We start from the raw sequence: 12,524 nt of genomic DNA on the forward strand, positions 1-12,524 counted from the left end.
GTTGAACACTTATCAGCACAGCAATTGCCGCTGAGAACACAGCATCGCGCGCAGCGCGATTCCAATACAACAGATAGGTAATCGTCACACATACCAAAGCGAAGAGCCTCTGAGCGGAAGACGCGTCGGAATTTCCCGTATGGCCCGTCATGGGTTTGTTACTTGCTGTTGTTCAGGAACCATTTCCATGCCGGAATTTGGCGGATGACGAACCCGTTCCGGTGGTATTCGCATTCCTTGCCTTGGCCGACGATGATGGCACCTTCTTTCAACCCCCGTTCCTCCATGAGTTCCCATAATGCGCGGGTTTCACGTTCGACGGTTTTGGGATCATCCATTGCTGCGGTGACTTGGCAGAGTTCGTATTGTTCCTGTTCGAGCACGTCGCCGACGACGAAGTCGACTTCGTATCCATGCGCTTGAGTGTGGCATGATGAGATGCCGTCACGCCGAAAGCCGATGGTCCGTCGGCGCAGTTCGAGATAGACGGCGTTTCCCAGCCTCTGCCCCTCGTCTTTCGAACTTGCCGTGCTTGCCGCTGCAGCCAGACCAGGGTCGATGGCATACACTTTGGGCATGGACGTGGTTTTCTCGCGCAATGCCATGGAAAACTCTCTCATACGGAACACCAGATAGGCATCCTCGAAGTATTCCAGCAGGTCTCCGAGCAGTTCCCGACTCGTGGTCAGCCCAGCGGAACGCAACTCGTTCTCGATTTTGCGCACGGACAGTGTCTTGCCGTTGCAGCCGAGTACACGGCGCGCCATCATGGCGGCGACTCTCGGTCGGGCGATGTCATATCGTTCCACCACATCGCGCGATACCACGCGTTGTACGTACGACTGCAGCAGCGCCACGCGCTGGGGTGTCGGCAGTCCCTGCGCAGCAGGGAATCCGCCTTCTTCTAGGTACCTTGTCATTGCGTTCGAGAGAATCAGTCGCTCCTCGGTTGAATATCCGGATTGGGACGAACGATGCAACAGTTCATCGTCGGCAATGCCATTCGCGCGCACGAACTCGCGGAAGGAGAACGGCAGCAGTTCAAAGTCCAATGCTCGGCCACGGAATTCAGTGGAGATTTCTTTCGAGAGCATTTTAGACGAGGAGCCGGTCACATAGACCGTCGCTTTGGTGGTATCGATAATGCGACGCAACCAGCGGCCCCATCCTTGCATTTCCTGCAATTCGTCAAAGAACAGGTAGATGCCGTCCCTCATGCTTTCCGGGTGCATCGCATAGAACGTTTCGAGCGCTTCGTCTCCGGTTTCGGGTGTGACGTCACCCAGCCGGTCGTCTTCGAAGTTGATGTAGCAGATGTGGTTCCAGTCAATGCCGGAAGCGTGCAATGCTTCCATTTCCTGGAACAGACGGTAGCTTTTGCCACTGCGTCTCATGCCGACGATCACTTTTGCCAGATTGCCGATCTTTGGTTGCAGCGGCCTACCCAAATCAAGTTCGCGGGGCACGATCGGTTGGAAGTCCTCGATGCGGAAGCTTCTCAGTTTCTCCTCAATGATCGGGTTCGCCATATCCTATCCTTCGCGAAAACCAGTACTGGTAATCTGATTTTACCAGTTTTTCTAAAACTAGTAAAATAGCTTATCCAGTTTGTTGTACTGTGGAATACCGAGCAAACGCGCAATGCCCGCCTTTCAGCGACGCCTTGTCTCGGGGGGGGATCTTGGAAGCGGCGCCCCCCCTTCTTGTCGACGCCGCATTCCGTTCAACCAACCGCTCAATCAGCAGACAGCAAACATCGGTTAGTCGGAAACACCGCCAAGCATGTCGTTGGCCGACCACACGGTGAAATCGGGCTCGTTGCGTGAGCGTGCGGTTTGGGCGAGTTCGTCGGTTTTGACGAAGAGTGTGTAATGTCGGCTGTCGTATCCGGGGATGAGATCGGCTCGTGAACGAAGGGTCGCGATGGTCTCGGCGATGTTGAGATTGTTTTTCCATTTGCATTCGCCGAGCAGGATCGTCTTGCTGCGCGGGTTGGCGGCGATCACGTCGATGTCGGTTTCCTGGCGCAGACGCGGATCGGTGCCCCACCATTTGCCGAACGCCGTGGCCCGAAACGGCAGCAGACCTTGACGGTTGGCGCGTACGAGCCATTGCTCGCACACGGTTTCGTACTGCTGGCCGACATAGGTGTCCAAGGCCGGACCGGCGATGTCCGACAAGGCGAGATCGCCGTCGCCGCGTTCAATCAGATCCGTGTTCGGGCCGACAAACCGGTACCAGAATGCGAAGAACGGGTCCGCGAACGACCACAGTCCCTTGCGCGTTCGGGTCGAGTCCTCTCCGAACGGCACCTTGCGTTCGATCAGGTTCAGATCCGACAGAACGCTCAGATACTTGCTGACCGATGAGGATGAGACCAGTCCCGCCTTGCCGGCGATGTCGTTCTGCCGGGTGGCGCCCGAGCCGATGGCGTTCATAACCGAGTTGTACACGGCAATGTCGCGCAGCTCCTGCCGCAACAGCATCAACGGCTCCTCGTACAGCAGGCCGCTGGTGTCGAACATGAGACGCGAAACGTTGTCCTCATAGGAACGGTCCGACCTCAGCTGTTTGAGATAGTACGGTGTGCCGCCGAACGTGGCATAGTACCGAACGACGTCCTCGGTCGACGCGAACGGGATCATACGCGCGGCGTCAAACACGTCGAACGGCTTGACGCGCATCTGCGCGGTTCGCCGACCGTACAGCGGGCTCTTGTAGCCAAGGACCTCGCTTTCCATGAATCCTTCGTTGCTGCCGCACAGCACCATCATTATGTTCGCATGCTGAAAGCCGTGATCGATGGCCACCTGCAGGATCGACGGCAAGGATTTCTCGTTCATCGTCGCGTACGGGAACTCATCGAACACAAACAAGATGCGGCGTGAACCGTCCTGTCGCGTTTTGTCCACGATGAAGTCGAACGCGTCCTGCCACAGGTCAAACGCCGGGCGGGAAGCCGGCTCATTGAAGAAACGGTAGATCTCGCGCGAGAAATCCCGCAGATTCGCGGCGGAAGTCTGCTGCCGCGCCGTGAACATCAGCGTATCGCGCCCACGAGCGAACTCGCCCAACAGCGCCGTCTTGCCCACGCGCCGACGCCCGTACACCACCAGCATCTGGAAATCATCCCGATCCCACAGATCCCGCATCACCGACAACTCATACTCACGCCCGACAAACACAACACGCTCCTTCAGTATGATACTCACGAGTATCATACCAAAGATTATCAATGAGCATCTGCTCTTCCTTTCCCGCACAGCCATGCACGAGCGACGTCGGAAATCACACCATCACGCGGCTTCTTTTTACGCAACCGATTGTTTGCGGGGATACGATGCAGGAGTATGAGCATCGAACACGCCACTGACGCCAACGACAACGACAACCGCACGATCCACGGGACCAACGTCACCGAATGGATCGCCAGTCATCCGCAACTGCGCGACCTGATCGACCTGAAACCGACTGCATGGTTCAACGATCGGCTCGCACCGACGGCGGCAGCCTTGCCGGACGTCGGTCTGACCGTCGCCGACGTGGACGACGCGGCAGCCCGGCTCAAACGCTTCGCGCCGCTCATCGCCGAACTGTTCCCCGAAACCAAACCGACCGCCGGCACCATCGAATCGCCGCTCGCCGCCGTACCGGACATGCAGCGCGCACTCGGCGAGCGTCACGACCAACAGCTTCCCGGCCAGCTGTGGGTCAAACTCGACAGCGAACTGCCGGTGAGCGGCTCGATCAAGGCGCGCGGCGGCATCTACGAGGTCCTCAAGCACGCGGAAGATCTCGCCGTCGAGGCCGGCCTGCTCCCCCGCAACGCCAACGTCGAGGCACACAGCACCACGCATACCGACGCACATTCCGAGGCGACGCGCAATACGTCATCCACCGCAACATCCGCCGTATCAGACCTCGCCCCTCATCCGCCAACCGACCGCACCGACACCGACGCCGACTACCGCACGCTCGCCTCCCCCGAGGCCCGCGCGCTCTTCGCTAAACACACCATCGCCGTCGGCTCGACCGGCAATCTCGGCCTGTCGATCGGCATCATGGCCGCCGCGCTCGGCTTCAACGCGACCGTGCACATGTCCGCCGACGCGCGTCAGTGGAAAAAGGACAAGCTTCGCAGCCACGGCGTGAACGTCGTCGAATACGAGTCGGATTATTCGGTCGCCGTCGCCGCCGGCCGTGAACAAGCCAAAAACGACCCATCAGTCTATTTCGTGGACGACGAGAACTCCTCCACGCTGTTTCTCGGCTACGCGGTGGCCGCACGCCGTCTCGCCGGCCAACTGCAAACCTTTGACATTCCGGTCGACCAGGATCATCCGCTGTTCGTCTACCTGCCGTGCGGCGTGGGCGGTGGCCCAGGAGGCGTGTCGTTCGGCCTCAAAACCGTGTTCGGCGACGCCGTGCACTGCATTTTCGTCGAACCGACGCACTCGCCTTGCATGTTTCTGGGCGAATACACGGGCCTATTCAGCGACGCAAGCGTGCAGGACTTCGGCATCGACAACCGCACCGCGGCGGACGGTCTGGCCGTGGGCCGCGCGTCCGGTTTCGTCGCGCGGCGCATGGCGCGGCTGCTCGACGGGTTCGTCACGGTCGACGACGATGATCTGTTCCGCTCGGTCGCGCTGCTTGACCGCACGTCCGGACATGACATCGAACCGTCGTCGGCGGCCGGGTTCGCCGGACCGTGGCGCGTGCTCGCGGACCGCGACTATCGCGAACGGCTCCATCTGACCGACGAGCGCATGGCGCACGCCACACACGTCGCGTGGATCACCGGCGGTTCGATGGTCCCGCGCGACGACATGGCCGGCTACATCGCCCGCGGCGAGTCTCTGCTCCAATAACAAACGGACAAACACACGCACGCTTGCCGGAATGTGGGCATCAACGGACATCGTGGGCATAGGCGGTTCATTACGAGGCAAAAATCCGTTCTTAATGAACCGTCTATGCCCACGACCGACTTAATGAACCGTCTATGCCCACGACCGACTTAATGGACCGTCTATGCCCACAGCCGCAGCCGCAACCGCAACCAACCAACCCGCCATCAACTGCCACCCCATATCCGCAACGCATACCAGCAAACACATACCAGCAACACATACCGGCAAAAAATGGGCACCAGCCACCGCCCGAACCAACACTGCACTAGTGTGGGAACCGTTGATGTCGCACACAGCGGCCGCGAGGAGCCTCGCCTCAAGGCAGGCGCCGCGCACGGCCGGAAAGGAAGGCCGACGATGACTGTCGCGCACTGTGGTTCCGTATCCGCGCTCACCTTGGGATTGCCCGCCGCAACGGCGATTCCCGAAGCGAAAGGCAGCCTGCCGAAGGCAATGTTCGTCGGCCACGCCACGATCTCCGCAAAACTCAGCAAACAGCTGAAAAACGACATCGCCGGCATCAGCCTGCTCGCGATCGCCCGCCCGGCCAACACGCAACTGACGGCCGGCGCGAAAATCCCGGAGATTCTGGTGATCGGCCTGAAACTGGCCGCAAAAGTCACCACAGTGCCGACGGAGACGATCGAACTGATCGCCGCACAGCGCAAGTCGGGCATCGTGTTCGCGGTGGTGCGCGGCATGCCGTTCGAGGGCACGACGCGCGAGGAGTGCACGCTGGCCGTGCGCCGCGCGCTGCCGGGCCGCGCCGGGCACACGCCGGTGCATCAGGTGTTCGCCGGCGAATGGAAGCCGGCCGGCGAGGTGACGCTGGAAACCGACGGGGTGCCGGAGGGCGCGTCCACCGACGACCTGTGGGAGTCGATCTGCGCGCAGATCATCCTCGGCACGCCGGACGGCGCCGATCTGGACGCGCGCATCACGCGCCGCGCGCAGATCCGCCAATTGGAAGCCACGGTCGACAAGCTCGTGCGCGACCATCAGCGTGCCAAGGACGCCGACCAGCGCAACGAAATCTACGCGCAGCTACACAAGGCCAAGCAGCAGCTCGACGCGCTCGTCGCCCAAGCCACCGCATAACGCGACGCGAGCGGCGCACGTCAGGCCGCGCGCGTCATCGCTGCGCCGCGCGTCYCRYSMTGCGSCGCATGACGTRGACGSGCGGKCATCGCGTGCGCCGCGCGTCCCACGCTGCGGCGCATGACGAGACGGGCGGGCACGGTCATGGACGAGGCGGGCACGTCGCCGCCGCTGAGCCGGCTGAGCAGCGCGGCGGCCGCATCCGAACCGAGCGCGTCGGCCGGCATGTGGATCGACGTGAGCCCGGGATTGAACAGCGCGGCCGTCTTGTTGTTGTCGAATCCGATCACCGACACCTGTTCCGGACAGGAGACGCCACGCCGGCGCAGGGCCGCAACGAAACCCATGGCCATCATGTCGTTGTATGCGATCACCGCGTCGGTCGGATGCGCTAGATATTCGTCGGCGAACGACGCGCCGCCGTCCTCGGTGGGCGCGCACGGCCGCGACCGGCGCAAGGCGATGCCTCGGGCCGCGCATTCGTCCGCGATGGCACGCCATTTGACTCCTCCGACCCACGATGTGGCCGGCCCGTCGATGTACGTGAGCCGGCGGTGCCCCATCGCGGCCAGACAGCGCACGGCCTGACGAACCGCGTCGGCGATGTCGACGACCACGTTCGGCACGCCGCGCACGTCGCGGTTGACGACGACGAGCGGGCACATCTGCGCGCATTTGCGGATCATCACGTCGGGCATGCGCGGCGAGACGAGCAGCACGCCGCGCACGTACGGCAGGACTTCGTCGAAGACGATGCGTTCGCGCGCGACGATTTCGCGCGATTCGCACATGACCATACCGAAGCCGCGGGCGGAGCATTCGTCCTGCACGCTGCGCGCGATGGCCACGAAGAACGGGTTGGCGAGGTCGGGCACGATCACGGCCACCTGTCCTTTGCCGAAGCCGCTCCCGCGCCAGCCGTTGTCGTCGACGGCGTCGGCGTGGTAGCCGATGCTGTCGGCCGCTTCGCGCACTTTTTTTGCGGTCTGTGCGCTCACTCGGCCGGGGGATGCGAACGTGCGCGACACGGTGGAGGGCGCGACGCCGGCCGCTTTGGCCACGTCGTAGATCGTTACTTTGTCGCTCATCGCGCACCGCCCTGCGTGTCGTTCGCACTGTTACGTCCGCCGGCCGCACATCCGTCAGCACCGCGCACGTCCGCCGCATCATCGACGATCACGTACCGGCCGATCCCGCCCCACGCGGAAAACACGCCGATCAGGCCGATCAGCGAACAGCCGAACACCGGCATCACGAGCACGGTGTACGGCAGTCCGACGTACGAGACCACCAGTATCGCCACGATCGCGACCAGCGCGCCCAGCGACTGTCCGAGCCGCATCTGCGTGAGCAGCACGGCGTTCTTGAGCACGTCGCGCACCGGCAGGTCGGTGAACGCGACGAGCGGGAACACGTACGTCATCGCCATGATCGCGAACGCGGCGATCGCGACGCACAGTCCGGCGAGCGCGATGCCGGCCGAGCTGCCGGAGCGCAGGTAGAACGACGCGCCGACGACGGCGAGCGCGAGCACGGCGAACACGGCGAGACCGCTCAGGCTGGAGCGTTTCCATTCGCGCGCGAACGCGGCACGATAGTCGTGCGCGGGATAGCAGACGCGGCGTTGGACGAGCCGGCCGAGGACTTCGCTCATGGCGGTCATGGCGCACGGGATGGTCACGATCGGCAGGCAGGAGAGGATGAACAGCACGTTGAGACCGATCAGGCGACCCCAATGCCACTTGATGACGGAGAAGAACAGTCGCAGGCCATGCGGATGGGCGTCGCGTTCGCTTTCGCGGCCGCCGCCGTTGCCGTAGAACATGGAGTACAGGTTCATGGTTGCGTTCCTTCCGTGTGACCCGTGACCGTGGCCGCGCGGTCGCGTGTTTGCGGTGATGATATGGCCGAGGGCCGACGGCCGATGGTACGGTCGCCGGCCCGGAGCGGACGGAGATGTCAGCCCTTCAAGCCCGAAGTGCTCACGCCTTCGACCAGATACTTCTGGAAGAAGAGGAAGATGAGCACGCTCGGCAGGATGGACACCGACGCCATGGCGAACATGGCGCCGTAGTCGGAGGACGAGCTCGGATCGGCGAACATCTTGAGCGCAAGCGCCACGGGCAGCTTGGCCGAGTCGGACACGTACAGGAGCGCGCCGAGGAAGTCGTCCCAACGCCACATAAAGGAGAAGATGCAGCCGGTGACAAGCGCCGGGGTGAGCAGCGGGAAGATCACGCGAGCGAAGATGCCGTAGTAGGAGCAGCCGTCGATCTGCGCGGCTTCGTCGAGGCTGCGCGGGATGCCTTCGATGAAGTTCATCATCAGGTAGATGAAGAATCCCTGGATGGCGAAGCAGTAGGGCACGATGAGCGGCAGGTAGGAGTCGGTCCAACCGAGCTTCTGGTACCACAGGTACTGCGGAACCATGAGCACCTGCGCAGGCAGCATCATGGAAATCATCATGGCGGTGAACAGCACCTTGCGGCCCTTGAAGTGCAGGCGGCTCAGCGCGTAGGCGACGATGGCCGATGAGAACACGGTGCCGATGGTGGCGGTCACAGCGATGAACAGCGAGTTGCCGATGTAGCGGTAGAACGGGATGCTTTCCTCGAAGCCCTTGAAGCCGTTCACGTAGTTGTCGAGCGTCCATTCGGTCGGGATGAGCTGGCCTGCGGTGGAGAACACGGTGTTGGTGGGCTTGAACGAGCTGAACACCATCCACGCGATCGGGTAGAGCATGACCAGCGCGAACGCGAAGACGAGCACGTGGTAGACGATGCGGCCGGGCTTGATGCGCGTGCGATTGGCGTGGTTGGCACGATTGGCCGAAACCGCGGACGGACCGGAACCGGAAACTGAAGTGATTGCGGCGCTCATGTCAGGCCTCCTCGTCGTATACCCAGAAGCGCTTGGTGGCGAACAGGAACAGCGTGACCGCGCCGACCAGGACCAGCATGACCCAGGCCATTGCGGCGCCGTAGCCCGCGTGATAGTTGGTGAAGGATTCGTCGTACATGTGGACCATGTAGAACAAGGTGGAGTTCATCGGCTTGCCCTGCGTGATGATGTAGCACTGGGTGAAGGCGAGGAATCCGTTGATCATCTGCATGACCAGGTTGAAGAAGATGGTGGGCGTCAGCAGCGGCAGGGTGATCTTCCAGAACTGGGTCCACTTGCTCGCGCCGTCCACGCTGGCCGCCTCGTACAGTTCGGCGGGGATTTGCTTGAGCGAGGCGAGGAAGATCAGCATGGAGGAGCCGAACTGCCAGACCGCGAGGATGATGAGCGTCCAGATGGCGGTGCGGGTGTCGCCGAGCCATGCGAACTTGGAGTCGATGCCGAACACGCCGAGCACCTGGTTGATCACGCCGTCGGTGGCGAACATCTGCCGCCACAGGATCGCGATGGCGACGGAGCCGCCGAGGATGGACGGCAGGTAGTAGGCGGCGCGGTAGAAGCCGGACGCCTTGGAGTTGCGCAGCAGGAGCATGGCGACGATGAGCGCGAAGACGAGCTTGAGCGGCACGGAGACGAGCGCGAACAGGAAGGTGACGCCGAGGGACTTCCAGAACAGGTCGTCCTGCGTGAACATTTCGACGTAGTTGTCGAGGCCGATGAACGAGGCCTCGCCGATGATGTTGTAGTCGGTGAACGAGTACCAGAGGGACAGGATCATCGGCACGATCATGAACATGAGGAAGCCGAAGATGAACGGGAACGCGCACACATAGCCCGCGACGCTTTCCTTGTGCAGGAGCGCGCGCAGTGCGCCCTCCTTGCGGAAGCTCAGGCCGTTCGTCTTCGCCCCGCTGCCGTTGCGCGCCGAGCTGGGCAGCGTCGCGGTTGCTGGTGACATGGTTTGCCTTTCGGATGATGTGAAGGTCGGATTGTTGGTTGTATCGGACGGTTGGGCCGGCCGGGCCGGCGGGCCGTGCGATCGGCGGACTATGGCTGGTCCGTCTGTCGCCGCGCGCCCGTCGGCCGACCGGTTGTGTTGTTGTGTTGTTTGGATGCGGGATGATGATTGTTGCTACGCTGCGGTCAGGTCGTGTCGCCTACTTCGCGCTGGCGAGCGCGTCGTTGGCCTGTTCGACGAACTCCTTGGCCGCGGTGGCCGCATCCTTCTTGCCGTAGAGGACTTCCTCCTCGATGCTCGGCAGGAGCGTGGAATTGACTTCGGTGGCGCCGGCCGGGGCGGGCGGGTTGATGGCGGAGCTGTTGGGGATGACCACGTCGTTGAGGTAGGCCACGGACTTCTGGTCGCCTTCGTCGAGGCTGGATTCGATGGCGTCCATCATCTTGGAGTTGACCGGCAGGCCGCGGTCAGTGAGCATGGTCTTGACCGCGTCCTCGTTGTTGGTGTAGAAGTCGATGTACTTGGCCGCGAGCTTCGGGTTCTTGGAGGATTTGGTGATCACGAAGAACATGGAGGGCTTGACGTAGCCGGCCTTCTTGGCATCCGCCGACGGCCAGTTGGTCATGGCCAGTTCGGTGCCGTCGGTGAGCACGGCCTGCATGGCGTTGAGCTGCGAGTTGAACTTGAACGAGCACCACGAGCGGGCCGCGTTGTCGGTGCCGTAGACGAGCGGATCCTGTTCGACGGAGCCGGCTTTGATCTGGGCGAAGATCTCGGGGGCGACGTGCCAGCCTTCCTTGACGCCCTGCTGGTAGACGTTCAGGTAGTCTTCGACGTCCTGTTCGCTGGCGCCGAGCTTGCCGTCGCCGAAGAGCTGCTTGCCTTCGCCGCGCAGGATGTATTCGAGCAGTTCGGACGCCTCGTAGTAGCGGAAGTTGGTTTTGACGCCGGTCTTCTCGTACACCTGCTTGGAGATGTCGATGAACTGGTCGACGGTCATGTTGTCGGGGACGGTGATGCCGGCCTTGTCAGTGAGTGTCTTGTTGTAGATGAGGGCCGGCGCGCTGTTGCCGAGGCTGAGCGCGTAGGTCTTGCCGTCGATCTTGCCGGCGGACAGGACGTTGTCGTCGATGTTGGACGTGTCGATGGTGCCATCCTTGATGTACTGGTCGAGGTCAACGAGCAGGCCGTTGTCGATGTACTGCTGCAGATAGGAGTAGTCCATGGCGACCACGTCGGGCATCTTGTTGCCGGCGGCGTTGGTGGACAGCTTCTTCCAGTAGTCGTCCCATTCGGAGAACTGGCCTTCGACGGTGACGCCCTTGTTGGCGGCCTCGAACAGCTTGTTGACCTTGGCCTGGCGTTCGTTGCGCTGCTGGTTGCCCCACCATGCGACGGTGATCTTGTTGGAGTCCGCCTTGCTCGAGGAGCCCGATCCGGTACCACACGCCGCCATGGACACCAGTGCCGCGCCGGCCGCGATGGCCGCGGCGATCTTCTTGTACGCCTTCATTACTGGACCTTTCTTGTTGAGGCCGCTTGGTGGATCCTCATCGACCACCGGCCTGCTGTGGATTCGTCTTCCACGACGTTTCCATCTGACAGCCTCCAATATAGCAAATCATTTCCATATTTGCATCCAAGTTGCCATTTGTTCCCGCAAAAATTTCCAGTCTTTTTGCAAACTTCGCAACGCCGCGGCGTCACGCTTCGTGCGCCGCATCATCACCGCCGGCAGGCTCATCATCGTCGCGGCCACGCGGCGCAGGACCGGTCGACTCGCGCGTGACGAGAATCTCCGGCACCATCTCGACGTGCGGCGCATCGTCGCCATCCACGCCGCCGTCGCCCCACGCCGCGTCCTCGAGCTTGTTGATGAGCATCTGCATCGCAAGCGCGCCCATGCGCTCCTGCCGCACGTCGACGCTGGTCAGCTGCGGCCGCACGACGCGCGCAAGCACGCTGTCGTCGACGCCGATCACGCTCATCTCGCCGGGGATGTCGACGCCGCGTTCGACCAGACGACCGATCAGGCCGGTCGCGACGAGGTCGTTGAACGCGACCACGCCGGTCACGTCGCGCTCGAGCAGCAGTGCGTCGCCCGCGTTCACGCCGCCCGCGTACGACGGTTCGAGCGGGCCGACAACGACGCAGTTCATGCCGAACGACTTGGCCGCCTCGGCGCACGTTTCGCCGCGCACCTGGTTCGCCCACGAGCTGTCCGCGCCGCCCACGTACGCGATGGTGCGGTGGCCGAGCGAGGCGAGATGCCGCACGGCCTGCAGGATGCCGGAACGGTCGTCGATGCACACGGACGAGTAGCCCTCGACCTGCCGGTTGGTGAACACGGTGGTACGCGGGTCGCAGCAGCGCCTGAGTTCGGCGTCGCTCAGGCGCGGCGAGACGAACAGTTGGCCGGCGGACGCGCCGGTGACGCTGCGGATGGTTTCAGACCGGTCGCCGGACACGTCGAGATCGGCCATGAACAGGCGGTATCCGGCGTTCTGCGCGACGGAGAACAGGCCCTTGAAGATGTCAGTGAAGTAGAAGTTGGCGATGTCGGTGACGAACACGCCGATGTTGCCCTTGCCGGTCGAAACGGCCGCGCCCGGACCGCCGGCGAGGCCCGCGCCGGCCGGCGCGCCCGCGATTCC

Annotated in this window: 9 protein-coding genes and 1 pseudogene; 2 read left to right on the top strand and 8 right to left on the bottom strand. The window is 62.6% G+C overall.

The genetic code is table 11. The annotated features are described in order from the left end of the window. Positions 1-158: 158 nt before the first annotated feature. Positions 159-1,529, bottom strand: coding sequence for an ATP-binding protein (locus tag BBIA_RS02795; protein WP_033496124.1), 1,371 nt, complete (start codon positions 1,527-1,529; stop codon positions 159-161). Positions 1,530-1,760: 231 nt separating this feature from the next. Beyond that, positions 1,761-3,185 (bottom strand): ATP-binding protein, encoded by a 1,425-nt coding sequence (locus tag BBIA_RS02800; protein ID WP_051923695.1) that lies wholly within the window; start codon positions 3,183-3,185, stop codon positions 1,761-1,763. A gap of 165 nt (positions 3,186-3,350) precedes the next feature. Here BBIA_RS02800 and BBIA_RS02805 point away from each other — a divergent pair, with 165 nt between their 5' ends. Both BBIA_RS02805 and BBIA_RS02810 read left to right on the top strand, forming a co-directional pair. Then, the gene (locus BBIA_RS02805) at positions 3,351-4,871 is read left to right on the top strand and encodes a D-serine ammonia-lyase (protein WP_081891889.1); all 1,521 of its coding nucleotides are present in this window, start codon (positions 3,351-3,353) and stop codon (positions 4,869-4,871) included. A 399-nt stretch (positions 4,872-5,270) separates the two neighbouring features. Next, entirely contained in the window at positions 5,271-6,011 is a 741-nt protein-coding gene (locus tag BBIA_RS02810; RefSeq protein WP_033496128.1) for a DUF4391 domain-containing protein, read from the top strand. A gap of 20 nt (positions 6,012-6,031) precedes the next feature. Here the strand turns inward: BBIA_RS02810 and BBIA_RS02815 are convergent. The 6 genes and pseudogenes from BBIA_RS02815 to BBIA_RS02840 all read right to left on the bottom strand — a co-directional run. Then, positions 6,032-7,099, bottom strand: a pseudogene (locus BBIA_RS02815) (LacI family DNA-binding transcriptional regulator). Then, the gene (locus tag BBIA_RS02820) at positions 7,096-7,851 is read right to left on the bottom strand and encodes a YesL family protein (protein ID WP_033496132.1); all 756 of its coding nucleotides are present in this window, start codon (positions 7,849-7,851) and stop codon (positions 7,096-7,098) included. The pseudogene BBIA_RS02815 and the gene BBIA_RS02820 overlap by 4 nt, the downstream one beginning before the upstream one ends. A gap of 119 nt (positions 7,852-7,970) precedes the next feature. Further along, positions 7,971-8,891, bottom strand: a complete 921-nt coding sequence (locus BBIA_RS02825) for a carbohydrate ABC transporter permease (RefSeq protein WP_152600653.1) — start codon at positions 8,889-8,891, stop codon at positions 7,971-7,973. A 1-nt stretch (position 8,892) separates the two neighbouring features. Continuing rightward, positions 8,893-9,870, bottom strand: a complete 978-nt coding sequence (locus BBIA_RS02830) for a carbohydrate ABC transporter permease (RefSeq protein WP_081891891.1) — start codon at positions 9,868-9,870, stop codon at positions 8,893-8,895. A gap of 199 nt (positions 9,871-10,069) precedes the next feature. Then, positions 10,070-11,383 carry an ABC transporter substrate-binding protein gene (locus BBIA_RS02835; protein WP_033496134.1) on the bottom strand — a complete coding sequence of 438 codons (1,314 nt, stop codon included), beginning with the start codon at positions 11,381-11,383 and terminating at the stop codon, positions 10,070-10,072. 190 nt (positions 11,384-11,573) lie between these two features. Beyond that, the coding region (locus tag BBIA_RS02840; RefSeq protein ID WP_035137968.1) for a LacI family DNA-binding transcriptional regulator at positions 11,574-12,524 on the bottom strand (951 nt) is incomplete at its 5' end.

It is taken from the genome of Bifidobacterium biavatii DSM 23969 (assembly GCF_000741165.1).
Lineage (GTDB): Bacteria > Actinomycetota > Actinomycetes > Actinomycetales > Bifidobacteriaceae > Bifidobacterium > Bifidobacterium biavatii.

What these genes read in the sequence shown, in the direction of transcription:
- BBIA_RS02835 (WP_033496134.1), bottom strand. Translation starts at nt 11,383, where the DNA reads ATGAAGGCGTACAAGAAGATCGCCGCGGCCATCGCGGCCGGCGCGGCA.
- BBIA_RS02795 (WP_033496124.1), bottom strand. Translation starts at nt 1,529, where the DNA reads ATGGCGAACCCGATCATTGAGGAGAAACTGAGAAGCTTCCGCATCGAG.
- BBIA_RS02810 (WP_033496128.1), top strand. Translation starts at nt 5,271, where the DNA reads ATGACTGTCGCGCACTGTGGTTCCGTATCCGCGCTCACCTTGGGATTG.
- BBIA_RS02805 (WP_081891889.1), top strand. Translation starts at nt 3,351, where the DNA reads ATGAGCATCGAACACGCCACTGACGCCAACGACAACGACAACCGCACG.
- BBIA_RS02830 (WP_081891891.1), bottom strand. Translation starts at nt 9,870, where the DNA reads ATGTCACCAGCAACCGCGACGCTGCCCAGCTCGGCGCGCAACGGCAGC.
- BBIA_RS02825 (WP_152600653.1), bottom strand. Translation starts at nt 8,891, where the DNA reads ATGAGCGCCGCAATCACTTCAGTTTCCGGTTCCGGTCCGTCCGCGGTT.
- BBIA_RS02820 (WP_033496132.1), bottom strand. Translation starts at nt 7,851, where the DNA reads ATGAACCTGTACTCCATGTTCTACGGCAACGGCGGCGGCCGCGAAAGC.